The 26,512-nt window shown below is 62.3% G+C and carries 27 protein-coding genes and 1 pseudogene; 16 read left to right on the forward strand and 12 right to left on the reverse strand.

Going from position 1 to position 26,512, the window contains the following annotated elements:
* Window positions 1-201: 201 nt before the first annotated feature.
* Genes ACPDZI_RS20055 through ACPDZI_RS20065 form a run of 3 tightly spaced genes read right to left on the reverse strand, consistent with a single transcriptional unit; the run spans window position 202 to window position 1,684 of the window.
* The gene (locus tag ACPDZI_RS20055) at window positions 202-594 is read right to left on the reverse strand and encodes a DoxX family protein (protein ID WP_016352231.1); all 393 of its coding nucleotides are present in this window, start codon (window positions 592-594) and stop codon (window positions 202-204) included.
* 40 nt (window positions 595-634) lie between these two features.
* Entirely contained in the window at window positions 635-1,321 is a 687-nt protein-coding gene (locus tag ACPDZI_RS20060) for a pirin family protein (protein WP_016352232.1), read from the reverse strand.
* Between the two features lie 30 nt (window positions 1,322-1,351).
* On the reverse strand, window positions 1,352-1,684 hold the full coding sequence (locus ACPDZI_RS20065) for a hypothetical protein (protein WP_378008847.1): 333 nt from the start codon (window positions 1,682-1,684) through the stop codon (window positions 1,352-1,354).
* A gap of 257 nt (window positions 1,685-1,941) precedes the next feature.
* On the opposite strand from ACPDZI_RS20065, the gene ACPDZI_RS20070 reads away from it, so the two are divergent.
* Both ACPDZI_RS20070 and ACPDZI_RS20075 read left to right on the forward strand, forming a co-directional pair.
* Window positions 1,942-2,856 carry a LysR family transcriptional regulator gene (locus ACPDZI_RS20070; protein WP_016352233.1) on the forward strand — a complete coding sequence of 305 codons (915 nt, stop codon included), beginning with the start codon at window positions 1,942-1,944 and terminating at the stop codon, window positions 2,854-2,856.
* 450 nt (window positions 2,857-3,306) lie between these two features.
* The gene (locus ACPDZI_RS20075; protein WP_158196518.1) at window positions 3,307-4,071 is read left to right on the forward strand and encodes a helix-turn-helix domain-containing protein; all 765 of its coding nucleotides are present in this window, start codon (window positions 3,307-3,309) and stop codon (window positions 4,069-4,071) included.
* A gap of 70 nt (window positions 4,072-4,141) precedes the next feature.
* Here the strand turns inward: ACPDZI_RS20075 and ACPDZI_RS20080 are convergent, their stop codons facing one another.
* Window positions 4,142-4,948 (reverse strand): UTRA domain-containing protein, encoded by an 807-nt coding sequence (locus tag ACPDZI_RS20080; protein ID WP_438833676.1) that lies wholly within the window; start codon window positions 4,946-4,948, stop codon window positions 4,142-4,144.
* 227 nt (window positions 4,949-5,175) lie between these two features.
* Between ACPDZI_RS20080 and ACPDZI_RS20085 the strand changes: the two genes are divergently transcribed.
* From ACPDZI_RS20085 to ACPDZI_RS20110, 6 genes are read left to right on the forward strand one after another with little or no spacing between them, the layout of a single operon-like run.
* Window positions 5,176-6,222 carry an ABC transporter substrate-binding protein gene (locus ACPDZI_RS20085; protein ID WP_033115526.1) on the forward strand — a complete coding sequence of 349 codons (1,047 nt, stop codon included), beginning with the start codon at window positions 5,176-5,178 and terminating at the stop codon, window positions 6,220-6,222.
* 10 nt (window positions 6,223-6,232) lie between these two features.
* Entirely contained in the window at window positions 6,233-7,066 is an 834-nt protein-coding gene (locus tag ACPDZI_RS20090) for an alkaline phosphatase family protein (protein ID WP_438833677.1), read from the forward strand.
* Entirely contained in the window at window positions 7,066-7,965 is a 900-nt protein-coding gene (locus ACPDZI_RS20095; RefSeq protein WP_438833678.1) for an ABC transporter permease, read from the forward strand. The genes ACPDZI_RS20090 and ACPDZI_RS20095 overlap by 1 nt, the downstream gene beginning before the upstream one ends.
* Window positions 7,958-8,734 (forward strand): ABC transporter permease, encoded by a 777-nt coding sequence (locus tag ACPDZI_RS20100; RefSeq protein ID WP_042648076.1) that lies wholly within the window; start codon window positions 7,958-7,960, stop codon window positions 8,732-8,734. Before ACPDZI_RS20095 ends, ACPDZI_RS20100 begins: the two co-directional genes overlap by 8 nt.
* Before the next feature lie 6 nt (window positions 8,735-8,740).
* On the forward strand, window positions 8,741-9,748 hold the full coding sequence (locus ACPDZI_RS20105; protein ID WP_438833679.1) for an ABC transporter ATP-binding protein: 1,008 nt from the start codon (window positions 8,741-8,743) through the stop codon (window positions 9,746-9,748).
* A 39-nt stretch (window positions 9,749-9,787) separates the two neighbouring features.
* Complete coding sequence (locus ACPDZI_RS20110) at window positions 9,788-10,447, forward strand: HAD family hydrolase (protein WP_438833680.1); 660 nt, start codon at window positions 9,788-9,790, stop codon at window positions 10,445-10,447.
* A 15-nt stretch (window positions 10,448-10,462) separates the two neighbouring features.
* Here ACPDZI_RS20110 and ACPDZI_RS20115 read toward each other — a convergent pair.
* Window positions 10,463-12,072: pseudogene (locus ACPDZI_RS20115) on the reverse strand (sensor domain-containing diguanylate cyclase).
* Window positions 12,073-12,181: 109 nt separating this feature from the next.
* Here ACPDZI_RS20115 and ACPDZI_RS20120 point away from each other — a divergent pair.
* Both ACPDZI_RS20120 and ACPDZI_RS20125 read left to right on the forward strand, forming a co-directional pair.
* Window positions 12,182-12,622, forward strand: a complete 441-nt coding sequence (locus tag ACPDZI_RS20120) for a DUF2214 family protein (RefSeq protein WP_011707672.1) — start codon at window positions 12,182-12,184, stop codon at window positions 12,620-12,622.
* A 148-nt stretch (window positions 12,623-12,770) separates the two neighbouring features.
* Complete coding sequence (locus ACPDZI_RS20125; RefSeq protein ID WP_076362794.1) at window positions 12,771-13,670, forward strand: DMT family transporter; 900 nt, start codon at window positions 12,771-12,773, stop codon at window positions 13,668-13,670.
* 200 nt (window positions 13,671-13,870) lie between these two features.
* On the opposite strand, the gene ACPDZI_RS20130 is transcribed toward ACPDZI_RS20125, so the two are convergent.
* A complete protein-coding gene (locus ACPDZI_RS20130; RefSeq protein WP_408756232.1) occupies window positions 13,871-14,728 on the reverse strand; it encodes an AraC family transcriptional regulator in 858 nt (285 codons plus the stop codon).
* Complete coding sequence (locus ACPDZI_RS20135; protein WP_207138439.1) at window positions 14,725-15,210, reverse strand: GNAT family N-acetyltransferase; 486 nt, start codon at window positions 15,208-15,210, stop codon at window positions 14,725-14,727. The genes ACPDZI_RS20130 and ACPDZI_RS20135 overlap by 4 nt, the downstream gene beginning before the upstream one ends.
* 162 nt (window positions 15,211-15,372) lie before the next feature.
* On the opposite strand from ACPDZI_RS20135, the gene ACPDZI_RS20140 reads away from it, so the two are divergent.
* Window positions 15,373-16,821 (forward strand): catalase, encoded by a 1,449-nt coding sequence (locus tag ACPDZI_RS20140; RefSeq protein WP_438833681.1) that lies wholly within the window; start codon window positions 15,373-15,375, stop codon window positions 16,819-16,821.
* Window positions 16,822-17,292: 471 nt separating this feature from the next.
* On the opposite strand, the gene ACPDZI_RS20145 is transcribed toward ACPDZI_RS20140, so the two are convergent.
* Entirely contained in the window at window positions 17,293-17,619 is a 327-nt protein-coding gene (locus tag ACPDZI_RS20145) for a YnjH family protein (RefSeq protein ID WP_438833682.1), read from the reverse strand.
* A 215-nt stretch (window positions 17,620-17,834) separates the two neighbouring features.
* Here ACPDZI_RS20145 and ACPDZI_RS20150 point away from each other — a divergent pair, with 215 nt between their 5' ends.
* Together ACPDZI_RS20150 and ACPDZI_RS20155 are read left to right on the forward strand one after the other, a co-directional pair.
* The gene (locus tag ACPDZI_RS20150) at window positions 17,835-19,004 is read left to right on the forward strand and encodes a hypothetical protein (RefSeq protein ID WP_438833683.1); all 1,170 of its coding nucleotides are present in this window, start codon (window positions 17,835-17,837) and stop codon (window positions 19,002-19,004) included.
* A gap of 157 nt (window positions 19,005-19,161) precedes the next feature.
* Window positions 19,162-19,935: a substrate-binding periplasmic protein gene (locus ACPDZI_RS20155; RefSeq protein ID WP_135318829.1), complete on the forward strand. Its 774-nt coding sequence runs from the start codon at window positions 19,162-19,164 to the stop codon at window positions 19,933-19,935.
* A 54-nt stretch (window positions 19,936-19,989) separates the two neighbouring features.
* On the opposite strand, the gene ACPDZI_RS20160 is transcribed toward ACPDZI_RS20155, so the two are convergent.
* Complete coding sequence (locus ACPDZI_RS20160) at window positions 19,990-20,370, reverse strand: hypothetical protein (RefSeq protein ID WP_162498739.1); 381 nt, start codon at window positions 20,368-20,370, stop codon at window positions 19,990-19,992.
* Window positions 20,371-20,568: 198 nt separating this feature from the next.
* On the opposite strand from ACPDZI_RS20160, the gene ACPDZI_RS20165 reads away from it, so the two are divergent.
* Together ACPDZI_RS20165 and ydiK are read left to right on the forward strand one after the other, a co-directional pair.
* The gene (locus ACPDZI_RS20165) at window positions 20,569-21,948 is read left to right on the forward strand and encodes a bifunctional NUDIX hydrolase/phosphatase PAP2 family protein (protein WP_438833684.1); all 1,380 of its coding nucleotides are present in this window, start codon (window positions 20,569-20,571) and stop codon (window positions 21,946-21,948) included.
* A complete protein-coding gene (ydiK, locus tag ACPDZI_RS20170) occupies window positions 21,945-23,030 on the forward strand; it encodes an AI-2E family transporter YdiK (RefSeq protein WP_438833685.1) in 1,086 nt (361 codons plus the stop codon). The genes ACPDZI_RS20165 and ydiK overlap by 4 nt, the downstream gene beginning before the upstream one ends.
* A 245-nt stretch (window positions 23,031-23,275) precedes the next feature.
* Here the strand turns inward: ydiK and ACPDZI_RS20175 are convergent, their stop codons facing one another.
* From ACPDZI_RS20175 to ACPDZI_RS20185, 3 genes are all read right to left on the reverse strand, one after another.
* A complete protein-coding gene (locus ACPDZI_RS20175) occupies window positions 23,276-23,572 on the reverse strand; it encodes a DUF7674 family protein (protein WP_438834600.1) in 297 nt (98 codons plus the stop codon).
* Window positions 23,573-23,772: 200 nt separating this feature from the next.
* A complete protein-coding gene (locus tag ACPDZI_RS20180) occupies window positions 23,773-24,027 on the reverse strand; it encodes a hypothetical protein (protein WP_017410773.1) in 255 nt (84 codons plus the stop codon).
* A 285-nt stretch (window positions 24,028-24,312) separates the two neighbouring features.
* The gene (locus ACPDZI_RS20185; RefSeq protein WP_438833686.1) at window positions 24,313-25,431 is read right to left on the reverse strand and encodes an agmatine deiminase family protein; all 1,119 of its coding nucleotides are present in this window, start codon (window positions 25,429-25,431) and stop codon (window positions 24,313-24,315) included.
* Between the two features lie 167 nt (window positions 25,432-25,598).
* Here ACPDZI_RS20185 and ACPDZI_RS20190 point away from each other — a divergent pair, with 167 nt between their 5' ends.
* Window positions 25,599-26,504 carry a LysR family transcriptional regulator gene (locus ACPDZI_RS20190; RefSeq protein ID WP_438833687.1) on the forward strand — a complete coding sequence of 302 codons (906 nt, stop codon included), beginning with the start codon at window positions 25,599-25,601 and terminating at the stop codon, window positions 26,502-26,504.
* The last annotated feature ends 8 nt before the right edge of the window (window positions 26,505-26,512 follow it).

Raw genomic sequence — 26,512 nt, forward strand, 5'->3', positions numbered from 1 at the left:
GGGGTCAGCGCGGGAAAACCTCAAGGATCCCCGTCACTTCACAGGTATCGGGATTGTCGGGGATCGGGGGGGAAGATGCAAAAGGCGCTTGTTGTCGCCGATCACGTCGCCGTCATCTAGCGCAGGCAAATGTGACGAACATAAAAAAGCCGGTGCAGTTGCACCGGCCAAAAGGCGTTGGAAAACTCGAACCTGCGGGGTTTACCAGTTCTTGCCGAAGCGGGCATCCAGGCTGAAGGCCCCTGCACCGGCCGCAGCCAGGGCCAGGAAACCACCGGCCACGGAGACGTTCTTCATGAACATCAGCATCTGCATCTGGTCGGCAGGCTGATAGTGGAAAATAAAGGCGGCCATCAGGGTGAAACCGGCCATCAGCACGGAGAGGCTGCGGGTAAACAGGCCCAGCATGATGGCGAGGCCACCGCCCAGCTCCAGCAGGATCACCAGCGGCAGGATGAAACCGGGTACGCCCATGGCTTCCATATACCCCTGGGTACCGGCGTAACCGCCGATCTTGCCCCAGCCCGCAATCACAAACATCAGAGCCAGCAGAACGCGACCCACCAGCAGTGCCAAATCTTTCATCTTGTCCATTTCAATATCCTCGTTTTGCGTCACATCACCGCTGACTGCTTCAGGGTAGGTCAAATAACAGGGCTTGGCTGGCACTCGCGGCCACCAGATCCCATTTGGGCTCATCACGACTGAGAACCCCGTCGCCGGGTCGGGCAGCCAGACCGTTGGCGGTCAGTTCCCCTGAAATCATCTGCAGGTAGCCGTGTCGGCCGGCCAGCTCCCAGGTGAGGCTCTCACCCGGTTCAAGCTGCAACCGCCAGACGCGGGCCTGCTGGCGGATCCTGAAGGATCCTGCTTCGCCGTCCGGTGACGCCACCAGCGTCATGCCCGGATTGGCTTCAATCTTCTTCTGCTGATAACCGGGTGTCGTGCCGTGTTCGTTCGGCTCGATCCAGATTTGCAGCAGGGAGAGCGGCTCGGTCTGCGAGGGGTTGTACTCGCTGTGCCGGATGCCGGACCCCGCGCTCATCAGCTGGAAATCCCCCGCCGGGATCTGCTCGGCATGGCCGAGGCTGTCCTTGTGCTCTATGGTGCCTTGCAGCACGCAGGTCAGGATTTCCATGTTGGCGTGAGGGTGGGTCGCGAAACCGCCACCCGGCGCCACCAGATCCTGATTGATGACCCGCAGCACTGAATGCCCCATCCAGTCCGGGTCGTAGTAGTGCCCGAAGGAAAAGCTGTGGCGCGCATCCAGCCAGCCGAAGTTGGCCTTACCGCGCGCTTCTGCGGCTCTCAATTTCATCATGGTGTGCTCCTCACGTACCGATACGGTTGATTAACGCTGCTTGCCGCTACCGATGCCGAACGGAATTCGGTAGTCGCTGCTCTGCTCACCCAGGCTCACGGTCAGGTTGCCCTGGGTGCGGCTCGGGATCTGTACCTGCTGGCTGCCCATCAGGTTGGCGTGGACGGAGGCAACCAGGTCGCCAGACTCGTCACGCACTTCCAGCATGGGGTTGCCCTTGCCTTCCACCGCGGCGGTGGCGTGCCAGTTTACAAACAGCACGCCCGGGGCGGCGTTGAAGTCAGCCGGAACGGAAGCCTGGGCGAAACCTGCGGTCATCAGGCCTGCAACGGCCAGCATCTTGATTACGTTTTTCATGTTCATTCACTCTCTTGGTTTTATGTCATTGCCAAGGCCGCTGTGGCCAGAATCAATGCATCCATGCAAGAGGTCATTCAAATAGTGTGTTGTTCTTTCACCGAAGTCAGACTCCCTGATTGATGGAGTCACAGTCTGGAACTACCCGTTTATTTGGCTGCTTGGCGTTCCTGCCTAAGCGTTGATTGAATATTAAAGACACTTGGCCTAACTTGTTAGCGAGATAAACTGGCAAACATGTTCAAAAAAATTGAAGGCAATTTATGGCCAAGGAACTGAACAAGGAACGGGCGCTGACCCTGGAAGCCATCCGGGTGCTGGATGCCATCGACCGCCGTGGCAGCTTCGCGGCGGCGGCCGACGAACTGGGCAAGGTGCCCTCGGCGCTGAGCTACACGGTGCAGAAGCTGGAAGACGAGCTGGACGCCATGCTGTTCGACCGCAGCGGCCACAGAACCAAGTTCACCCCGGCGGGCCGCATGCTGCTGGAGCGCGGGCGGGTACTGCTGGAGGCGGCCGAGCACCTGGTGGGCGAAACCCGGGCGCTGGCCCGCGGCTGGGAGACCGACATCACCATCGCCGTCGATGCCCTGGTGCCGCTGCAGGCGCTCTACCCGCTGGTGGAGCGGCTGGCCGAACTGACCGATACCCGGCTGAGGTTTCGCGCCGAAGTGCTGGCGGGCAGCTGGGAGTGTCTAGAGGATGGCCGGGCCGACCTGCTCATCTCCTCCCTCAATCCCGACATCATGATGACCGGCATCAAGCACCAGCCGCTGCAGGAGGAGGTGATGCTCTACGTCGCCCACCCGGATCACCCCCTGCATCAAGAGCCCGAGCCCCTGGCGGACGATACCCTGCGCCGCTACCGGGCCATTGCGGTGGCCGATACGGCGCTGCGCAAGCCGGTGCTCACCTATCGCCTGCTCGACAAGCAGCCGCGCCTGACTGTCAGCACCATGGGCGAGAAGCGCGACGCCCTGCTGGCGGGGATCGGGGTCGGCACCATGCCGCTGAGCTGGATTGAAGAGGACATCAGGGCCGGACGGCTCAAGGTGATCAGCCCCGAGTATCGCCACCAGATCCAGGTCGTGCTGGCTTGGCGGCGCGATACCATGGGAAAGGCCAAGAGCTGGCTTATTCGGGAGATCCCCAAGCTGTTTCCCTGCAAGGGAGAGTAGACGGGCGGTAACAGAAAGGAGGGGGCAAGCAGCGACAGTGGGCTGCCGGTGCCCCGCCGCTTGACGGCGGGCGCAAATTCGGAGAAAAGAAAAAAGCGGCCCTCTTGCGAGTTCCGCTCAATGCCAGGAAAGAATAAAAACCTTGCGGTTTAAAAAACCCTTAAATTGGAAGCAAACAATCGATTTCTCAACCAGGAAGGTCTTGAATCCGATTCGTGTTGAATTATGCGCGATGTTTTATGCGCCACCAGCAAAATGTTGAATGGTTGAAGGATATGCACCGCAGAGTATCACTATCTGCAACCTTCGAGCACGACTGGTCTGGCCATTTCAATCGATTAGGTCGGGTTTGTTTCCTCTGGTTTTTTAAAGTGTCAGTATCTGAGCCCACAACGACAAAAGAACTCAACTTCTGACACAACATAAAAATGCAGATAAAGGAATAGTTGCATGACCTACAGCCAGACCCTGGCCAACAATATTCTCGACACCCTGAAGAAGACCCTGACCGACAAGGGGATCCGCTATCAGACCCTGGCGGAGGCGATGGGGGTCTCCATCGCCACCGTCAAACGGATGATGAACAAGCCCTCCCTGCCGTTCGATACCCTGCTGGAGATCTGCCACCTGGTGGGGCTGTCGTTCGAGGAGCTGCTGGACCGCACCCAGGACGCCCAGAGCCGCCGTGCCGTCTTCACCCAGGAGCAGGACGAGGCATTCCACAAGGAGCCCGGCCTCTACGCCTTTCTCGCCAACATCTTCTGGCGCGACAAGACGTTAATCGATCTCAAGCGGGAGTACGGCCTGACCGATGCCTCCTGCTACCTCTATCTGCGCAAGCTGGAGAAACTCGGCATCCTGCAGCTCGGCATCGACAACAGCTACCACTTCCTCATCAGCGAGCGGATCAGCTTCGAGCAGCACAGCCGCTTCGCCCGCCAGCAGGCACGCCAAGCCATGTCCGTGCTGGGGGACTATCTGGTGGAGAACATGCACAAGTCCAACAACTACATGGCCCTGTGCCAGCTCCACCTGGACGAGAGCGAGGCGATGACGCTGATCGAGCGGATGAAGGAGTACTGGCACCAGGAGCTCAAGCTCAATCGTCCCGCCATCGGCCAGCGGGAGGGCAGCAAGACCTACACCATGTCACTGCAGCTGGCCGACTGCGGCTACCAGAGCTTCGACGACTTGATCCCCAATATCGACAACTGATCCCGGCGGATCCCGCGGGATCCGCCTCCCCTACTTTTCACGCAGGCATGGCCCGCCAGAGCGCGCTGGATCACCCCTGATCCGCGAGCAGGATCTGCGCCGGCCTGTCGAATGCAGGCGGCTGCAATGCTCGCGTATCGAGGCAGATTCGAATTGCATCCGGCCGCCAGTGCTCGATGTCGCAATCCACCAGAGCGCCCCGCTCGTCGTAGTTGACCCGCACCAGCCGCAGCACGGCGCTCCCCTCCGCCAGATTGAGGGCGCGGGCGATGGCCCCCCGCGCCGCCGAGGGGGTGATCTCGAGACTCGCCCCACCCTGGCCTATGCCATAGCGCTGCTGATAGAGCTCGGTGAGGGAGCTGGCCAGCGGTGCGCTGGCGATATCGGGAAAGCGGCTGGCCAGCAGATGGTGGCTGACGTGCAGTACCGGGCGGCCATCGATCAGCCGCTGGCGGCGGATTTCATAAAGTGGGGTGAAGGGTTCCAGCCCCATCCAGCGGCAGAGCTCGCTGCTGGCGAGCTCGCTGCCGTGGGCGAGCACCCGGGTTTCGGCGGTGCGCTGCTGCTCGCCGATCCACTGGTGAAAGTGGGTGTGGATGGCGGGATCGTAGGTGAGGCGGGGCGGGGCCACGAACCAGCCACGCCGCTCGGCCCGGTAGATAAGGCCATCCGCCTCGAGGCTGGAGAGCGCCTCCTTGATGGTGATGCGGGTGGTAGAGAAACGCTCGCTCAGGGCCCGTTCGGCGGGCAACTGCTGCCCCGCCGCCAGCTGGCCGCTGCCGATATAGCGGCGCAGGGTTTGGCAAATCTGTTCACACTTGGAGGCGCGGCCCTCTGCCGCTAGCCGTTCGCTCAATCTCGGTTCAATCACGCTCATGTCCCTGTCGCTCATTCTGGCTGTACGGGCTGGCCTGGCCCTTGTTGGTTCAGCCCTTGCTGGAGTAGTCCAGCTTCACTTGGGTTCAGAGTTTTAACCGCAGTGGATGACAGCGACATGACAGGGAAATTGTCATCAAACTGCCATCAAAGCGCCCCGCGACCGTCATATTTCCCCTCTAGCATCCCTCTCGAACCTTAACTGACCTAGTCCAGAGGGATGGGATGATGAAAAGCGTGATCGCAAGTGCACTGGCTCTGGTGGCCATCAGTCAGCCACTGTTTGCCGCCGAAAATATCGCAGATCTTGAGAAGGCTGCTCGCGGCGAAGGGCAGCTCAGCAGTATCGGCATGCCCGACAGCTGGGCCAACTGGAAGGATACCTGGCAGCAGCTGGGCAATATCTACGGCATCAAGCATCAGGATACCGACATGAGCTCGGCGCAGGAGATCGCCAAGTTCGCCGCCGAGAAGGCCAACGCCACCGCCGACATCGGCGACGTGGGCGGCGCTTTCGGCCCGGTTGCGGTCAAGCAGGGGGTCACCCAACCCTACAAGCCCTCCACCTGGGCTGACATTCCCAACTGGGCCAAGGATGCGGATGGTCACTGGATGCTGGCCTATACCGGCACTATCGCCTTCCTGATCAACAAGGATCTGGTCAAGGCCGCCCCCACCAGCTGGCAATCCCTGCTGGGTGGCAACTACAAGGTGACTCTGGGTGACGTGGGTGTCGCCTCGCAAGCCAACAACGGCGTGCTGGCGGCGGCCTATGCCACCGGTGGCAGCGAGAAGAATCTCAAGCCCGCGCTGGAGTTGTTCGGCAAGCTGGCCCAGCAGGGTCGCCTGTCGCTGAATGACCCGACCATCGCCAACATCGAGAAGGGCGAGGTGGAAGTGGGGGTGCTGTGGGACTTCAACGCCCTCAACTACCGCGACCAGATCGACCCCAAGAAGTTTGAAGTGGTGATCCCGAGCGACGGCTCCGTCATCGCCGGTTACACCACCATCATCAACAAGTGGGCCAAGAACCCCAACGCCGCCAAGCTGGCGCGGGAATACATCCTCTCCGACGCCGGTCAGATCAACCTGGCCCGTGGCTATGCCCGCCCGATCCGCAGCAACGTTGCGCTGCCGGATGACGTGAAGGCCAAGCTGCTGCCGGCCGAGCAGTATGCCAAGGCCAAGCCGGTGCAGGATCACGCCGCCTGGGAGCAGAGCTCCAAGGCCCTGCCGCGTCAGTGGCAAGAGAACGTCATGATCTACATGCAGTAAGGAGCGGCCAGTGCAACACAAGGTGATAGTGGTACTTGTGGATGGCCTCTCTGCCGGGGTAGCCCATGGAATGGGCTACCTCGCAGGCATGGTGGAGGCGGAGCGCGGCCTCTATACGACCCTCAGCTGCGCCCTGCCATCCCTCTCCCGGCCTCTCTACGAGTGCATCCTGACCGGCCTACCGCCGGTGGCGAGCGGTATCACCCACAACGGGGTGAGTCGCCTCAGTCTGCATGACTCCATCTTCCATCTGGCCCGCGCCGCGGGTAAACGCACCGCAGCGGCGGCCTACCATTGGGTGAGCGAGCTCTACAACAAGAGCCCCTGGCTGGCGGCCCGCGATCGCTTTACCCACGATGAGCTGCTGCCGATCCAGCACGGCTGCTTCTACTGGGATGACAACTACCCCGACAGCCATCTGCTGATGGATGGCGAGTGGCTGCGCAGCCAGTACGACCCCGATTTTCTGCTGATCCACCCGATGGGGGTGGACGATGCGGGCCACAAGTTTGGCTTCGACTCCCGCCAGTACCGCAATCAGGCGCGCCGGATGGACAGCCTGCTGGCCGACCTGCTGCCCCAGTGGCTGGCGGAGGGGTATCAGGTGGTGGTCACCTCGGATCACGGCATGAACAACGACCTGAGCCATGGCGGCACCCTGCCTGAAGAGCGCACCGTGCCGCTCTGGCTGTTTGGCGATGCCTTTATCGAGCGCTGGCCGGATGGGGTGGTGATCGCCCAGACCCAGCTCTGCGCCCTGATGGCGGATCTGCTGGGCATTTCCCACGACAAGCCGGCAGCGCCACCGCTGCTCAAGGCGGCCTTTATGCGTGAGGTGCACTGATGATGCCTGCAACCACCGAGATCCTGGTGGATCAACCCGTGGCAACCAAGCAGAAGGTGCGCCGCCACTGGCTGCCCGCGCTGGTGATGCTGCCCTTTATCCTCTTGATGATCCTGTTCCAGCTCGCCCCCATGGTGTGGGTGCTGGTGGGCAGTTTCCAGACCCCGGATGGCTGGGGCCTCGACTACTATCGGGAGATTTTGAGCTCCCCCTTCTACCTGCAATCGTTCGGCAACTCGCTGCGCATCGCCGGTATCGCCAGTCTGGCGGGGCTGGCTATCGGCACCCTCGGGGCAGCCGCGCTGCGCCACAGCGGCGAGCGGGTCAAGCGGGTGCTGCTGGCCTTCGTCACCATGACCGGCAACTTCAGCGGTGTGCCGCTGGCATTCGCCTTCATCATCATTCTCGGCATCAACGGTGCAGTGACCCTGCTGCTGAAATCCTGGGGATTGATCGACGGCTTCAACCTCTATTCGGGGTCGGGCCTTATTCTCATCTACACCTACTTCCAGATCCCGCTCGCCCTGCTGCTGCTCTATCCGGCCTTCGATGCGCTGCAGGATGAGTGGCCGCAAGCGGCCGCGCTGCTCGGAGCTAGCAAGGGGCAGTATGTGTGGCACGTGGCGCTGCCGGTGTTGACGCCTGCGCTGCTCGGCACCCTGATCATCCTGTTTGCCAACGCGGTGGGGGCCTATGCCTCTGCCTACGCCCTCACTACCGGCAACTTCAATCTGGTGACCATCCGGGTGGCCAGTCTGGTCTCCGGCGACATCTTCCTCGAGCCCAATATGGCGGCGGCGCTGGCGGTGATCCTGATGGTGCTGCTGGGAGTGGTGACGGCCGCCAACCAGTGGTTGCTGAAAAAGAGCTATGTGAACAAGGGGCAATCCCATGCATGATTTGACGCCGCGCTGGCCAAAGTGGGTGCTGGGTGGGCTGGTCGCCACCCTGCTGCTGCCGCTGCTGGCCACCTTTCTCTACTCCATCTCCACCCGCTGGGGGGCGACCCTGCTGCCAGATGGCTTCACCCTCGACTGGTATCTCAAGCTGTGGGGCGATCCGCGCTTTCTGGCGGCGTTTGGCCGCAGCCTCCTGGTCTGCTTCGCAACCCTGCTGCTGGGGACCCTGGTGCTGGTACCGACCGTGCTGGTGGTGGCCTACTACTTCCCCAAGCTGGATCCCTGGATGAACCTGTTGATTCTGCTCCCCTTCGCGGTGCCGCCAGTGGTCTCTTCGGTGGGGCTGTTGCAGATCTATGCCGATGGCGTGCTGCCGATTATCGGCACGCCGTGGATCCTGATCGGCACCTGGTTCACCGTGGTGCTCCCCTTCATGTACCGGGCGTTGGCCAACAGCCTGCAAGGGGTGCCGCTGAAAGATCTGATGGATGCCGCCCACCTGCTGGGGGCGAGCAGCCGCCGCGCCTTCCTGCTGGTGGTGATCCCCTGTCTGCGCAAGGGGCTGCTGGCGGCGCTGTTTCTGTCGCTCTCCTTCCTGCTCGGCGAGTTCGTGTTTGCCAACATGCTGGTGGGCACCCGCTACGAGACCCTGCAGGTCTACCTCTACAACATGCGCGCCACCTCGGGCCACTTCACCAGTGCGCTGGTGATGAGCTACTTCCTGCTGACCCTGCTGCTCACCTGGGCGGCCAACAGATTTCATCGGTGAATCAATATGTTCCATCTAGAAGTGAATCAACTGCACAAATCCTACGGTGACACCAAAGTGTTCGAGGGGATCGAATTCGGTATCCGCAAGGGGGAGCTGGTGACCCTGCTCGGCCCATCCGGCTGTGGTAAGTCCACCCTGCTGCGGGCGCTGGCCGGGCTCACTCCGGTGGATGGCGGTCAGGTGCGGGTGGCCGGTGAAGATATCACCTGGCAGGAGCCCCAGAAGCGCGGCATCGGCATGGTGTTCCAGAGTTATGCGCTCTTCCCCAACATGACGGTGTGGGACAACGTTGCCTTCGGCCTCAAAATGAAGCCCCAGCCGGGGCGGGATCTCGCCGTCAGCGTGCAGGAGGCGCTTGAGCTGGTGGAGCTGACCGGCTTCGAGCGCCGCTATCCGGCCGAGCTCTCCGGCGGCCAGCGCCAGCGGGTGGCGCTGGCCCGCGCTCTGGTGGTGCAGCCGCGGATCCTGCTGCTGGATGAGCCGCTCTCGGCGCTGGATGCCCGTATCCGCCGCAGCCTGCGCCAGCAGATCCGCAAGATCCAGCAGCGCCTTGAGCTCACCACCATCTTCGTCACCCACGATCAGGAGGAGGCACTGACCATGTCGGACAGGATCTTCCTGATGAACAAGGGATCCATCGTCCAGAGCGGTACGCCGGAGGAGATCTATACCCGTCCCGCCAGCGAGTTCGTGGCGAGCTTTATCGGCAACTACAACCTGCTTGGCGCAGAGCAGGGCAAGTCGCTGTTTGGCCCCCGTTTTCAGGGCAAGCTGGCGCTGCGACCCGAGTCTCTCTCCCTGCTGCCAGCCGGCGCCCGCAGCGATGAACCTCACCTGCCGGGGGTCATCAGCGGGCAACAGCTGCTTGGTAACGTCATCCGCTATCAAGTGACCTGCGAGGCAGGCGTACTGACGGTGGATTGCCTCAACCGCTCGGCCCGCGAGCTGCTGCCGGTGGGGCGCGCCGTGACGCTGGTAGTGGCCCGGGATCAGCTCTGTGAGGTAGCATGACGCCGCATTTCATTTCCATTTTCACTGCGAGGAGCGCCCATGGCACTGGCACTGTTTGATCTGGACGAGACCCTGATTGCCGGGGATTCCGCCAGCCTCTGGCTGGAGTACATGGTGGCCGAGGAGCTGGCTCCGGCCAGCATGATCGCCGAGGAGCAGGGGATGATGTCCCTCTACCATCAGGGCAAGATGGACATGCACCAGTACATGGCCTTCACCCTGCAACCGCTGGCGGGCAAGACGCGCCAGTGGCTCGACTCGCTCTGCACCCGCTTTGCCGAGCAGGTACTGCGCGAGCGCCTCTACCCCGAGGGGGTTGCACGCATCGAGTGGCACCGCCAGCGCGGCGACGAGCTGGTGCTCATCTCCGCCTCCGGCGAGCATCTGGTGGCCCCCATGGCGCAGATGCTGGGGATGGATCACTGCGTGGCCATCCTGCTCGACGAGGAGGCCGGCATGCTCACGGGCCAGACCCGCGGCACCCTCAGCTTTCGCGAGGGCAAGGTGGCCCGCATCAACCAGCTGTTTGCCGCCAGCGCCAACCCCTGGCGAGAGAGCCACGGCTACAGCGACTCCCACAACGACCTGCCACTGCTGCAGGCGGTGACCCACCCCCACGCGGTGAACCCTGCTCCCGGTCTGCGCCAGATCGCCATCGAGCAGGCCTGGCCCACCCTCGACTGGCAGCTGGCCTCCTGAATGAAGAAGAGGCCCTCAGGCCTCTTCCTTGCTCAGCAGTGCATCGTCGGCAGGGGGGGCATCCTCCTGCCTCTTTGCCTCGGGCCTTCCCAGATAGATGCGGTTCTTGCCGTCGCGTTTGGCGCGGTACACCTCGGCATCTGCGATCTCCAGCAGCGTCTTGCCATCCCCTCCCGCCTGACTGGCCACCAGCCCGCCGCTGAAGGTGATCCTGAGCTCGGGCTCGCGCCAGTCCAGTGACTCCACCCCCTTGCGGAACTGCTCCAGCAGCATCTGGCAGAAGTGGATGTCCGGGTTGACCAGCAACACCACCAGCTCCTCGCCACCGTAGCGACAAACCCAGCCGTGATCCCCCAGCAGTCGCATGCCCAGCTTGGATACCCGCTTGAGCACCACGTCCCCGGTCTGATGGCCGAAGGTGTCGTTGACCCGCTTGAAATCGTCCAGATCCACCATGGCCAGACAGAACGGCTGATGCTCGAACAGCAGACGATTGAGTCGTTCGTCGAAGAAACGACGGTTGTAGAGGCCGGTCAGCTTGTCGAGGTTGGCCTGCTGGCGCGCCTCGTGATAATCCTTGCTCACCTCCGCCAGCTCGGCATAGACGTGTCTGAGCTCGCGCATCCCCCCTGCGGCACGTCATCGGGCTGCATCCGACTCGCCCGGATCATGCTGGAGATCTCGTCGAGCATGCGGCGAAAATAGCGGGACCAGACCAGCGCCAGCATCACGTAGAGCACGCAGGCCAGCGCCACCATCAGCTGCACGTTGAGGGAAACCCGCTCCACCACCGCCATCACGCTGGCCGCCGGCTGCACGCTGATCAGCACCCAGTTGCGCTCGGGCAGCTTGCTATAGGCCACGAACTGGCTGGAGGCCTTGTCCAGAAAGATGCCGTCCTCCTGGCTGAAGCGGGAGAGCCATTCGGGATGGGCCATAGGCTTGAGCAGCTGGGCGGTGTCAGGATGTGCCAGCACCTTGCCGGACTGGTTGACGACCATCTGGTAGCCATCCCCCAGCTGGCGATTCAGCTGGGCGGAAAAGGGGGCCAGGATGGCATCCATCGCAAACACCCCGCGCACTCTACCATCCTGGTCGGTCAGGGCTCGCGCCAGGGCGATCACCAGATTGCCGTTGGTATAGTCGTAATAGGGCTCGGTCCAGACCATCTTGCCCACGTGCTGGCTGGCCAGCTGATACCAGGGGCGAACCCTGGGATCGAAGTTGGCATCCGCCTGCCAGGCGGGGTAGATCAGCATCTGGCGTTCGGCTGTGCCGATGTAGATGTAGACCAGGTCGGCCATGACCCCCTTGTAGAGCTGCCACTCCTTCAGATAGGTCTCGGTGTTGTGCAGACGGGGGCCGCTGATGTCCGCCACCTGCACCTGATCGTAAATGAGGGTGAACTGGCGCTCCATCTCGTGCAGATAGGGTTCGATGAAGACGTGGCGCAGCTGGTGATTGGTGGCTAGCAGACGCTGCTGCAACTCGTTTTGCAGGCTGCGCTCCATGTGCAGGTAGTAGATGCCCCCCAGCATCAATACCGGGATGAACAGCAGAAGCAGGCCCAGACGCATCCGGGCAACCAGGGACCAGGTTTTTTTGGAAACCGCTCGTTTATCCAATCCTGACTCCTGCTATTGCCAGACAACGCGTAGTGTCAGAATATCAGCAGCGCGAGATGGCGTCCAAAGGGAAGCTGACCATCTGCTCAAAGAGAGGTAATCGACAAGGATGCTGAACCCGGATCTGTTGATGGCGCTGCACTACTGCGCCGTGATCACCCTGACCGGAGCGATCACCTCCGAATATTTTCTGTTTCGTCGCGGCATGTCCATCGAGCAGGTACGCAAGCTGCTGCTGGCCGACGGCCTGGCGGCGCTGGCCCTGTTGCTCATCTTCATCACCGGGGTGTTGCAGGTGCTCGCCCACCCCGACGAGCCGTCCGTGCTGCTCGCCAATCCGGGCTACCGCACCAAGCTGCTGCTGTTCTGCGTGATGGCCATCAGCTTTGGCTATCCCAGCCGTCTCTTCTACCGCTGGCGCCGCTCCCTGCGCCAGGGGCGCGCCCCCATGGTCTCCATCCAGCAGCAGTTCTGGGTGATCTGGATCCTGCGCGGCAACCTGCTGCTGCTTGCCCTCATCCCCCTGCTGGCCGGCATTGCCAACGGTTGAGCCGCTCGAGCTGCGGCAAGACCTTGGGATAACCGCTCACACTGCCAACCTCATCGACAGCTAAAGACAAATCCCCCCGCGCACGGTTATCTTGGAGGCTGGCGCTTTGCGGCACGGCCCTGTCCGTCCGTCTTTCAGGGATGAATCTATGCGTTCGAACATGATGTTATTGATGGCTGCCGCCATCTGGGGGCTGGGCTTCGTGGCCCAGCGACTCGGGATGGACCACATGGGGCCTTACACCTTCAATGGCCTGCGCTTTCTGCTGGGGGCCGCCTCCCTGCTGCCGCTACTGTGGTGGCTCAAGTCCCGCCAACCCAGATCCCAGCCCGGTGATCGGCGCCTGCTGCTGACCGGCGGCCTCATCGCCGGTACCGTGCTGTTCAGCGCCGCCTCGCTGCAACAGGTGGGGCTGCTCTACACCACGGCAGCCAAGGCGGGCTTCATCACCGGTCTCTACATCATACTGGTGCCGGTGATCGGGCTCGCCCTGCGCCACAAGACGGGAGCCAACACCTGGGTTGGCGCCCTCATCGCCATGGCGGGGCTCTACTACCTCAGCGTCACCGAAGATTTCACCATCGGCTACGGCGACCTGCTGCAGGTGGTGGGCGCCCTGTTCTGGGCCGTACACCTGCTGGTGCTGGATCACTACTCGAGCCGGGTCGCCCCCATTCGCCTCGCCGGCGTTCAGTTCGTGGTGTGCGGCCTGCTCAGTCTGGGCACGGCGCTGGTCATCGAGACCCCCAGTCTGAGCGGCGCGGTGGCAGGCTGGCAGGCCCTGCTCTATGCCGGTCTGGTGTCGGTCGGGGTAGGTTACACCCTGCAGGTGGTGGGTCAGCGCGGCGCCCATCCGGCCCATGCCGCCATCATCCTCAGTCTGGAGACGGTGTTCGCCGCCATCGGTGGCGTGCTGTTGCTGGGGGAAACCCTCGACGAGCGCGCCATGGTGGGCTGCGCCCTGATGCTGGCAGGCATGCTGATTTCCCAGATCCGCCTGCGCTGGTGGTGGAAATCCCGGCGGGACAAGGTGCCCAGCCAATCCTAGCCGAGCAGGCCAGCTTCGACCTGTCGTCTGATGCTGCCCACATGCCTGATCTCCCAGATCTGGCTGCGTTGGTGGTGGAAGTCCCGGCGGGACAAGGTGCCCAGCCAACCCTGATACGGTCGCGGCCGACAGCGCAAGCGACCGGTCTCCATCCCAAACAAAACGAGGCGCCCAGGGCGCCTCGTTTTATGGCCGCACACCTAGCGCACGCTGGAGCAGAAGCTCACGTCGTCGCGCAGAGGATCATTGCTCACGCTGTGGTAGAGCTCGAAGCAGGGGCCGCTGCCGAACTCCAGCCCGGCTGCCACTATGTCACCCACATGCTCCTGCCAGCGTGGTCCATACTGGCTGCGATCGGTGATGAGGTAGCGGGACTGGGCATAACGGCCGGCCGGGATGAGCTGGGTCTCCACCTCTGCCTCACCCCGGGTCTGGGGCGGCACAGTGATGCCGATGTCGGTGCGGCACTGGGCCGGCGGCGTCACCTCCGGGTTGTCGTGGTAGATGAAGATCCACTCCCCGCCCTCCAACCCGCGCGCGGCGGCCCACTGGTGCAGGCGGCCACAGACGGCATCATAACCCTCGCCATAGGGACCGGTGACCCGGATATAGGCCAAGGTGCGGGCGTCCATCTCGACAGTTTTCATAGTGTTGCTCCTTGCTGATGAGTGGCCTTCAGCATAAGGGGACGGCCCATCCCATGCGTGTCCATCCTTGCTCTCCAGGTGTCCATTCTTGCTCTTGTCACTGCGAAACGCGCCCGGTGTGCAGCCATAGTAGCGACGAAAGGCCTTGGCAAACGCCTGGGAGCTGCCTAGCCCCGCCCCCAGCGCGATGGCGGTGATGCTGGCATCGGTGTAGCGCAGTTGCCAGGCCGCCCGCTGCATACGCAAGCGCCGGCACATCTCCCCCGGCGCTTCGCCCGCCACGGCGGTGAACACCCGGTGAAAATGGTAGAGGGAGAGGCAGGCCCGCTCCGCCAGCGCTTCGATGGAGAGATCCGGATCCTGCTCCAGCGCCCGCAGCACCGGGATGAGCCGGCGGCGATAGTCGATCATGGGCGGATCCTCGCCATGTAGAGGGCATCCACATACTCACCCTGGCGGAAAGCGTAGCCACGGGCCAGCCCCTCCTCGACGAAACCGAACTTGCGATAGAGCGCCAGTGCCCCCTGATTGTCGGTGTAGACGGTGAGCTCGACGCGTTGCAGGTTGAGCCAGTTGTCGGCCATCTCCAGCGCGGCCCCCAGCAAGGCGGAGCCCACACCCTTGCCAGCCCAGTCATCCCGCACCCCCATGCCGATACAGGCCACGTGCTTGCGCCTGGGATTGGGCTCCATGTGCAGCGAGAGCTGGCCCACCAGCAGGCCGTCGACCTCGGCCACCAGCGCCACCACGCTGCCGCTCTCCAGCCGCTTCTGCCAGACGCCCAGGGTTGGATAGGGCAGTTGCAGGGTGCCCGCCTGGGCGTTGGGCATGGCATAGAGATCCCGCAAGGCGGCGGCATCGGCGGGTTCGGCGTGACGAATGGTGATCTGCATCTGAGGCTCCTTCTCGAAAACCTCATCATGCAGCATCACAAGGGTCCGGTCATCCCCCAGCCCCACCCATTTATGATGCCTATCAAAGGGCGAGGGAGGGCCCATTGGTGCCCTGGTTTTTCCTTGTTATAGACTCAAGGCTCACCAACAAGGAGAAGCACCATGAACGACAAGACCCTGCACAGTGCCAATGGCGCCCCCGTTGTCGACAACAACAACAGCCTCACTGCCGGCCCCCGCGGCCCGGTACTGATGCAAGACATCTGGTTGATGGAAAAGTTAGCTCACTTCGATCGGGAACGGATCCCGGAGCGGGTGGTTCACGCTAAAGGCTCCGGCGCCTACGGCACCTTTACCGTGACCCATGACATCAGCGCCTTCAGCAAGGCCGACCTGTTCAATGCCGTCGGCAAGCAGACCCCGGTGTTCCTGCGCTTCTCCACCGTGGCCGGTGAGAAGGGCGCCGCCGACGCCGAGCGCGACGTGCGCGGCTTCGCCCTCAAGTTCTACACCGAGCAGGGCAACTGGGATCTGGTGGGCAACAACACCCCGGTGTTCTTCATTCGCGATCCGCTGAAATTCCCCGACTTCATCCACACCCAGAAGCGGGATCCGCGCACCAACCTGCGCAGCGCCACCGCCGCCTGGGACTTCTGGTCCCGCCATCCGGAATCCCTGCATCAGGTCACCATACTGTTCAGCGATCGCGGCATCCCCAAGAGCCTGCGCGAGATGAACGGCTACGGCAGCCACACCTTCAGCTTCATCAACGACGCCAACGAGCGCTTCTGGGTCAAGTTCCACTTCAAGACCGAGCAGGGCCACAGCTTCTACACAGATGAAGAGGCCGCCACCGCCGTCGGCCAGGATCGGGAGACCAGTCAGGCCGATCTGTTCAACGCCATCGAACGGGGCGACTTCCCGCGCTGGAAGGTCTATGTGCAGGTGATGCCGGAGGCCGAAGCCCAGACCTACAAGATCCACCCGTTCGACCTCACCAAGGTGTGGCCGCACAGCGACTACCCGCTGATCCCGGTCGGCGTACTGGAGCTCAACAAGAACCCGGACAACTACTTCGCCCACGTGGAGCAGGCCGCCTTTACCCCGGCCAACGTGGTGCCCGGCATCGGCTTCTCGCCGGATCGCATGCTGCAAGGTCGCCTGTTCTCCTACGGTGACACCCAGCGCTATCGCCTCGGCGTCAACCACGGCCTGCTGCCGGTCAACGCCCCGCGCTGCCCGTTCCACCACGGTGCCCACCGCGACGGTGCCATGCGGGCCGACAGCAACGGCGGCGCCAGTCCCAACTACCAGCCGAACCGCTTCGGCACCCAGCAGCCGAGCGAGCAGCACGAGCCGGCGCTGAGTCTGGAAGGGGCTGCCCTGCACTACGATTTTCGCGACTACGACAGCGACTACTACAGCCAGCCGGGCAACCTGTTCCGGATCATGGACGAGGGGCAGCGCTCGCGCCTCGCTGCCAACCTGGCACGCTCGCTGATCCACGTGGAGGATGACGCCATCGTCGCGGCCCAGCTCAAGCACTTCGAGCAGGCCGACCCCGAGTACGCCAAGCGGGTCGAGCTGGCACTGGCCGCCCTGCAGCGCTAAGTCGCAGGCAGCCAACATCTGCAAAAGCAAAACGGGGGCCTGCTGGCCCCCGTTCTCGTCATGACGGTATTGGATAAATAAAAAACGGAGCCCAGGGCTCCGTTTTCACTGCTGTATCAATCCCGGACGCAGCGCCCTCGAGCTCTTCCCGCTCCCTTGCCAACAGACGTTTGTACCACCCGTTACGGCAAACATGCTGTGCATAGGCAAAGTGTCACGGTGATCGTCTGCGGTGATGAATAAAAAACAGAGCCCAAGGCTCTGTTTTCACTGCTGTATCAATCCCGGACGGAACGCGCTTCGCGCTCTTCCCGCTCCCTTGCCAACAGGCGTTTGTACCACCAGCTACTGCGACGACGTTGTGCATTGGAAGAGCGACGAGCCATTTCTTAGGTTCCAGCCAAGAGAGGAAAAGAGCCGCATTATGCGATAGAGGTCACGTCCATGTCTTTAGCTGGATCAAGAAAAGCCTCACTGACCGACGCTGATGATACCGCTCTTCGTCGCCTTGCCGGCTGCATCCGACGCCCTTTCCGGCTCGCGCCAGACCAGTGGCCCGTTGCTCTCCAGCTCGTTTTGCGGGGCGCACTCCAGCCAGCTGTCGCCCTGCTGGATCCTGGCACCCAGCGAATATTTCTGATCCTGATACCAGCAGACTCGCTCCGGCAGCGAGCCCAGCGGCAGCACCAGTTCGGCCCCCACTTCCGCCCGCTTCGGCTCTGCCGCCACGCCAGTGCCGGTCACCCCGCCCAGCAGCGCCAGCAACAGCCAGCCACCTACCCTCTTGCCCAGATACATGATGTCTCTCCTTGCTCGATAGAAGGTTCAGGCGACCAGAAACGATACAAACTTGATTAATAAGCAGCGCCCTCGCTGGCATTCCCAAGCCAATATGATAGCCTGCCAGCGCCTGCTCATGCCCGTCAAAACAGGTGCAGGAAAACCCCGGTGGATTTGTCGGTTCTCGACGAATATAACCTTATTAATCAAATCGTTATTTGGATATTATCCCAATGCGTATCATGCCGTTGCTCCAGGCGGCCTGCCTGAGCCTGATGTTGTCCGCCTGCGTCGCCCCCCTGTTGATGATGAGCCCCACCAGCCAGTTGATGTGGGCCCTGCTCAAACCCCTGGTCGGCTTCGACCCCAATGAAGCCAATCTGTTTGAACAGCCGATGATCAAGGACCGGATGACCAGCATCCTCGGCCCCAATTACGACAGCACCATGCAGTTGCTCAAGACCGCCAACGAGCTGCAGCAGGAGGGGCCGCTGTTCTACGTGGTCTCTCGCTACGCCCCCGTGCCGGACGTCGCCAAGCAGGCCGGCATGGTGTGGAACTCACAGACCAACCAGATGTCCGTCATGCTGCTCAAGGGGGACGGTACGCCCCAGGTCTTTGGCGAGAACCTGGCGGCCGGCGCCCCGAGCTGGCCAACCGAGATGCAGAACTGGCAGACGCAGGGCAATCCAGCGACCAGCGCGCTCACCGGCGCCACCAACAGTCTGACCGGCTCGACGACCAAGAGCCTGACTGGCGCCGCCACCACCAGCTCGGTATTTGGCAGCGTGCTGGGTTCCCTGCAGCAGGGCGCCAGCAAGACCATGGCTGACACCACCAAGCAGGTCGTGAACGGCGCCGCTACCTCTGCCCAACAACAAGCCGGCAAGGCAGCCAGCAGCGCCACTGCCACCCTGCAACAACAGGCCACCAAGGCTGTGACCGAACCGGCCAAGCAGACGGCCAGCAGCGCCACCGCCACCGTGCAGCAGCAGGCCACCAAGGCTGTGATCGAGCCGGCCAAGCAGGCTGCAACCAACACCACAGCCACCATGCAACAACAGGCCACCAAGGCCGTGACCGAGCCCGCCAAGCAGGCGGCCAGCAACGCCACTGCCACCGTGCAGCAGCAAGCCACCAAGGACGCGACCGAACCAGTCAAGCAAGCGGCCAGCAGCGCCACTGCCACCGTACAACAGCAGGCCACCAAGGCCGTGACCGAGCCCGCCAAGCAGGCGGTCAGCGGCGCCACTGCCACCGTACAACAGCAGGCCACCAAGGCCGTGACCGAGCCCGCCAAGCAGGCGGTCAGCGGCGCCACTGCCACCGCAACGGATGCAGCCGCCAAGGCCGAGGCCGCGCGCGCCGCTGCCGAAGCCGAGATGGAAGCCCTGCTCAAGTAAGCCCCTCACCAGGCCATCGCAAGATGGCCTGGCTGTTATCCGCCCGTCGCTCCCCACCACACCCCCTCGCCATCAACGCTACCGGGCGCGTGAAATCATGAACTTCTCGACATAGCCCCCTAAACTGGAAGGACGATTTGTTGCAAGGAGTGCTGCCATGTCGCGTCTGCTCAGCCTGATGATCTGCTGCTGTCTTGGTACAGCCCTGCCCGCCTCGGCGTTCACCTATTACTCCGAGCAGAACATGCCGTTCAACGGCCAGGATGAGCAGGGCAACAGCACCGGCCTGGCGGTTGAGTTGCTGAGGCTGATGTGGCAGGAGATGGGCGAGCCGGAGCAGCCCATCCACTTCATGCCCTGGGCCAAGGCCTGGTATCTGCTGACCCAGCAGCCGGATGCGGTGCTGTTCACCACAGCCCACACCCAGGCGCGGGATCCCCACTTTCTCTGGGTCTGCCCCATCAGCCATTCGCGGGTCTCGCTGGTAGGGCGCAAGCGGGATGCCCCCAAGGTGACCGGCAAGGCCGACCTGACCAAACTGCAGATCGGGGTCATGCAGGCGGACGTGGGGGAGCAGCTGCTGCTCAACCGGGGCATCAGTCCCGCCAACCTGATGTCGGTGGAGCGCATGGATCAGGTGGTGCGCCAGCTCATCATGGCCCGCACCGATCTGGTGGCCGGCAACGAAGTCATGCTGTTCCACCAGGCAAGGCAGCTCGGCTTTTCACCCGATACCTTCGTCACCGTCGCCACCCTGGCGGATCAGGACAACTGCTTCGCCTTCAACCCGGCGGCGGACAAACAGCAGGTCGCCCGCCTGCAGCAGGCGCTCGACAAGGTCAGACAGGGGGAGGCCTTCAAGCGGCTCATCGCTCGCTATCAGGATGTGGTGCAGTCACCACCGGCGGATCACCTGCCCACGATCGAATAAACCCAGGATGCAAACAGGCCACCCGAAGGTGGCCTGTTTCATGGTGCTATCCGCTCACTGGAAGTGGTGGTCGTGATCGGACTTCTTGGTCTCGGCACTTTCGCTGTGCTCGATGGCAGTGCGGATGAGGTCCACCCCGGCACGGATGATCAAGACCCCCATGTTGACCAGCTTGACGCAGACCCACATGAAGGTGATGAGCAGGATCAGCTTGAGCACGGTCTGGAACGCCTCCAGGAAGTTCTGCTCCAACTGGCCGGTCAGACCGCTGGCGCTGGTCATCAGCCAGGTGTAAACCTCGCGCACGAAGGGGATGCGGCTCGGCATCTCCAGCACGTCCAGCGCGGCAGGCAGGGCCTGGAAGATGACGATGCTGCCGAACAGGATCAGGATGACGCCGATGGCGATACCCAGAAAAAAGCCAAACTGTTTCATGGAGGGTCCCAAGGTTTGATGCATGAAAATAACATAGCTGCCAATACTAGGGACTGCCTCTCCCCGCGGCAATCCTTGCGCAGCCGGGCCGGCCCCTCGTCAGGCCGCCCCAAGTCGCGAAGCCAGACCGGAAACCATTGCCCAACTATCTGATTTCTGTGACGCTTGTGCCCATTCTCCCTCACTCGTCAGGCGGTTATGTCGCGCTACTGTTTTTTGCTGTTCTGTCTTCTGTTGGCGGGATTGCCCGCTCTGGCCGCGCCAAGCGCAGCCGTCTGCGTCGTCAAACATCAACAACAGCTGTTGCTGGTACAGGACAGGGTCTCGTCCCGCTACAGCCTGACCGGCGGCTACATAGACGCGGGCGAGACGCCGCAACAGGCGGCGTTGCGGGAGCTGTATGAAGAGACCGGCCTGCGGGGTCGGGTCATCACCGAGCTGGGGCCATGGCAGCGCGCCCTGCTGTTTGCCTGCCAGACCCTGGAACCCATTCGCGCACAAACCGATTCTGGCTTTGTCTCTCTGCTGCGGGCCCCCAATCTGGGCGGCGAGATCCTCAATGCCAGGCTGATCCCTCCGGCCCGGTTGCCGGATGATCAGCGCCGCTTTCCGGCGCAGCTCGACTGGCTGGCCCCCCAACTGGCCGCCATTCCCGACAGCCCTGTGCTGTGGCAGCCCGATTTTCGTGGCGAGAGCAATGCACTGCACCAAATGGAAGTGCCGCTGATCCACCAGCTGCAGACCTGGCTCGGTGCCCAGGTGCGCTGGCTCGAGGTCAGCAACCTGTTCGGTTCAGCCGCCTTTCAGCTTGCCCTGCTACCCTTGCTGCTGCCCTGGCTGGGCTGGCCCAGGGTGCGCCAGTTGCTGCTGGCCATGCTGACCCTCACCCTGCTGGTGCAGGTGGCCAAGGAGGGGATTGGCTGGCCCAGACCCTTCCACCTCGATCCCGCGCTGGCACAAGGCAGCGCCCAGGGCTTCGGCATGCCGAGCGGCCACACCGCCTCGGCACTGCTGTTCTGGGGCGCATTGCTCAGAGGGTGCTGGCCCGCCAACCCCTGGCGCAGCACCGTCCTGGCCCTGCTGCTGGCGGCCCTGACCGGGCTGGCCCGGGTCTGGCTCGGGGTTCACTTCCTGTCGGATGTGGCGGCAGGCCTGCTGCTTGGCGCATTGCTGCTGGCCCTGCACCCCCGCCTCGCCAACCTGGCGGCCAAGCCGTGGAGCTGGGCCGGGCTCACCTTCGCCTGCGCGCTGGCCGCCGGGTGGAGCCAATCCTCGGCACTGGCGGGCCTGGCCACCTTCAGTCTGGGGCTGACCCTCGGCATGATGTTGCCGCTGCCGCGCACGGTGCAGACTGGCTGGCGCACCCCGCTGCTGGCGCTGCTCGGCGGCCTGCCGCTGGGGGCGCTCTGGTGGGTGCTGCCGCTCTGGCTGACCAGCTCCTGGCTTATCCTGCTCGGCCAGTGGCTGCTTTATTGTTGCCTGGGGCTCTGGTTGAGCGCCGGCCTCTGGTGGATACTCTCACTCGTGAATAATGACCCGCTACCCAAGGGCCCAGGCCCTGACAAGGGATTGCTATGAATATGAAAAAAGTGGATTTGGCCAAGATAACCCTGGGAGTGCTGTTCCTCAGCCTCCTCATCGTCTCCTGCTTCATGGTGCTGCGCCCCTTCCTGCCCGCCCTGGTGTGGGCCACCATGATCACCATCGCCACCTGGCCGCTGATGCTGATGGTGCAGCGGGTGTTGTGGGGCAAGCGGTCGCTGGCGGCCCTCTTTATGACGCTGGTGCTGCTGCTGATGTTCGTTATCCCGCTCTTTATGACGCTGGCCAATGTGGCGGAGAAAGCACCCATGCTGATCGAGCTGGGCACCAATATCAGCCAGTCGCCGCCGCCCGAGCTGCTCTGGCTGCAACAGATCCCGCTGGTAGGCGACAAGCTCTACGGCTTCTGGCAGCAAATTCTGGCGAGCGGTGGTCAGGTGCTGTTTGCCAAGCTGGCCCCCTACTTTGGCCAGACCGCCCGCTGGCTCGCCGCTCAGGCGGGCAATCTGGGGCTGCTGTTTGTTCACTTCCTGCTGACTGTCGGCATCTGCGGCCTGCTCTACCACTCTGGTGAAGTGGTGGCGACCGGCATTCGCCGCTTTGCCCACCGTCTGGCCGGGCAACGGGGCGACAACGCCACCGTGCTGGCCTCTCAGGCGATCCGTGCCGTGGCCATGGGGGTGGTGGTGACAGCGCTGGTGCAATCCTCGGTAGCCGGTATTGGCCTGCTGATTGCTGGTATCCCCTACGCCATGGTGCTGGTGGTGGTGATGTTCCTGCTGATCGTCGCCCAGATCGGCCCCTTCCCGGTGCTGCTGGCCTGTATCGGCTACCTCTACTGGAGCGGCGACACCACCTGGGGCACCTTCCTGCTGGTCTGGTCACTGTTTGCGGGCACCATGGACAACTTCCTGCGCCCTTTCCTCATCAAGCGCGGCGCCAACCTGCCGCTCATCCTCATTCTGGTAGGGGTTATCGGCGGCTTGCTGGCGATGGGGATCATCGGTCTGTTTATCGGCCCGGTGGTGCTGGCGGTGGGTTACACCCTGCTGGATGCCTGGATCAAGGAAGATGACCAACCGGCAACCGCAGCGGTGGAACCGCCCAAGGCCCAATAACGATTCGGTAAAAAGACGATTCAGCCACCATTGTTGATGCCAGGAGCCGCCCATAAGGACGGCTCTTTTGTCTATTACCGCCCCATGCAGGTTTGACTAGCGAAACGTAATCGGATGTTCGAGATGCCGTTGTTACGGAATTTCCGTGAGTCAACGGCATCTATCAGAGGGGAAATGGGAGTAGCTGTTATAGCGGGGGAATCGATTTATGCGAACGTCAGATTACACCTTGCGGCTAATCGAACCTACGGGCTGATTTCACTCACATTACCCCAAAATTGCTCTAGTTCGTGCCAATCCATAGAGGATTGAGGGCCCAGAAATCGAATTAACGCCTTAGGGGGAACAAGCCCCATTAGATTCATATTTTGCAGGTCCTCGAGTATTCCGACGCGTGTCGCTTCTCTAACATAGTCGTCGCCCTCTGTACACCAACGTTCGATAACAGAAAAGATATCACGAAGCTCATTCTCACAACCCTCCTGATAGAGCGAGGAGACCAGCCGTGCGATGTCGCCAAAAAATAAATAAAGGGGGGAGATCTACACCATCATCCCGCCAATCTTCGAGAAAAGCGAACCACAGCGGCTTTACCCTAGGGCAAACAGTCAGCAAGAGTCCCATCATTTCGTTACGGTTGATCATTCAAGTACCGTCTAATGCCGCGCTCTGCGGAAATTTAGAACACAGCAGAAAGTTAGCCTGCTGCAAACAAGACATCCGTATTGTCCGTGACGGCATACTAGCCATTGCCCAAACAAACCAAACACTGTAAGCCGTCTCGGTAGCGGTATTCAGCCTTCCAGTAATGGCAAATATCGAGTTCGGCAAATTCCACGTCCTTTTCCAGTTCATATCGCCGATTGAAAGAGCGTTTAAGAACAATGAGTAACTGACATTTAGGCTGCCAATCTGAAACTTCTTGAATGGAGTTTCCCAATGCCAGTTCCGCCTCAAGGATCTTCTTTAGTGGTGCAGCGAGAAGTTCGACGTTCATGATTTCCTTGCCTCCTAGCACTGATGAGATAAAAGGCGATACGAATCCGTTAAGAGATTTTTCTATATAATGCTGACATGCCCAGAAAAATTTACTTTAAATCAAGATATCACCCACCATTCTTTGGTGCTAAGCGCATTCGCTTGGCGTTGTCTCTTGGCCCTGCTTTTTACTGCCGAGCAAAAATACACTTAAGGAGCACCCATGGAAAGCTCCACCCAGTTTCAACTTTTTGAATAACCCGGGGCGTGGCAACGCCCCGGGTTATCAGTGGGTAGGAGAGGGTCAGGCAGGCTGGTGGAGGGTGATGCAGTGAATGCCGCCGCCACCGGCGGCCACCGGATCGATATTGATCAGCACGATGTCGCGGCCGGGATAGAGGCGGGCCAGCAGCTCGTGGCAGTAGCTGTCGGCCGCCTTGTCGCCAAACTCGGGGGCGATCACCGCGCCATTGATCGGCAAATAGTTGATGTAGCCGGCGGCAAAATCCCGGCTACGGCGGAAACGGTTGTCCCGCCCGTCCAGCGGTGGCGGCAGCACATGCAGCTCCAGCTGGTTGCCGTCCGCATCGGTGGCCTGCTTGAGAATGGCCAGGTGCCGGCGGGTCACCTCGTAGTCGTGAGACTGGGGGTCGTTGTCCAGATTGACCACCACCACCCCGGGGCGCACGAAGCGGGCATAGAAATCGACGTGGGCATCGGTGATATCACGGCCCTTGATGCCCGGCAGCCAGATGATTTTGCGCAGCCCCAGATTGGCCTTCAGCTCCACCTCCAGTTGCGTTTTGCTCACCCCCGGATTGCGGTTGCTGTTGAGCCAGCAGCTCTCGGTCAGGATGGCGGTGCCGTTGCCATCCACCTCGATGCCGCCCCCCTCGCCGGTCAGCTTGCTCCGCAGATAGTGGGCATCCGCCTGCTGGCTGACCAGCTCGGCTACCCCCGCATCCTGTTCGTGCTCCTGCTTGTCACCCCAACCGTTGAAGTTGAAATCCACCAGCCCCAGCTCCCCCTCCTCGTTCTGAACGAAGACACCGCCGGTATCCCGCAGCCAGATGTCGTCCAGCTCGGCGACGACAAAGCGGGTGTTCTGCTCACCGCAGAGCTGGCGGGCCAGCGCCTGTTCGGCTTCGCGGCAGAGCACATTGACCTGGGTATAGGGCGCCATGGCCTGCACCAGCCGACCTATGGTGGCCTGCACCGCCGGATAGTCGCTGCCCCAGATGGCCTCGCTGGCGGCAAACGCTACCCAGACCCGGGTCTGAAACGTCGACTCTTCCGGCATGTAGAAGCGGGCGTCTGCCGGGCTGGCGACAGTTGCGGCGGCCTTGGCCCTTGGCAGCGTACCCAGCCCGACCAAGGCGCCGAGGGCGGCCAGCTGTTTCAGAACATGGCGACGGGATGACATGAGATGACTCCTGTGAAAACGGGCTCGAACCTGAGCGTCCTGGCCCAACAAAAGGGGGATCAAAAACAAGCGCTGTTAATCGAATCACGCTGAGTAATAGACTATCCGCAGCATGGATGGTGAACAAACGATCGATTTTCGGTACAAGTGATAAGTAGAGCTAATCAATGGTGTTCAAGCAGTGGCCCCCGCTCAACGTGCTGCGGGGCTTTGAGGCGGCGGCCCGGCTAGGCAGTTTTCATCAGGCGGCGCAGGCGCTGCACCTGACCCAGTCCGCCATCAGCCAGCAGATCCGCTCGCTGGAGGAGCTGCTGGGCCAACCGCTGTTTCACCGGCAGGGGCGCTCGGTCACCCTCACCGATGCGGGGCAGGATCTGCTGGAGACCACCCAGAGCGTGCTGCTGCAGCTGGCGATGGGGATCCAGCGGCTGGAGCAGTACCGCAAGCCCAACCAGCTGGTGCTCAACACCAGCACCGCCCTCGCCCGCCACTGGCTGCTGCCGCGGCTGGGGGCCTTTCATCGCGCCCATCCCGAGGTCGATCTCTGGCTGTTCACCAGCGACGAAGAGCCCGACATGGCCGAGCAAACCATCGATCTCGCCCTGCGCTGGGAGCTGGCTCCACAGGCCGAGTGCCGCCACCAGCTGCTGCTGGCAGACCGCCTGCTGCCGGTGGCCGCCCCCGCCGTGCTGGCCCAACCGGCAGCAGAACGCACCACCCTGCACGGGGAGCGGGAGCTGGACTGGCACCACTGGACCCTCAAGGGTGGAGAGGATCTGCAGTTGCAGACCCGGGGGCTCAACTTCTCCGATCCCGGCCTCTTGCTGGACGCCGCCTGTCAGGGGCTCGGCATCGCCCTGGTGAGCGAGCGGCTCTCCCGTCCCGCTCGTCAGCAGGGGCAGCTGTTGCCGCTCTCCCCCCACAGGGTCAAGGGGCCGCAGTGGCATCTGCTGGTGCATCAGGAGAGCGAGACTATGCCGGAGTGCCGCGCCTTCTGCCGCTGGCTTGAGTTGCAGTTTGCCGACCCGGCTCCCGCCGAGGATGGTTTGCCACCCTCTGAGGCAGGTCACTGAATCGGGGG

The organism is Aeromonas oralensis, assembly GCF_049665575.1.
GTDB classification, from domain to species: Bacteria; Pseudomonadota; Gammaproteobacteria; order Enterobacterales; family Aeromonadaceae; genus Aeromonas; species Aeromonas hydrophila.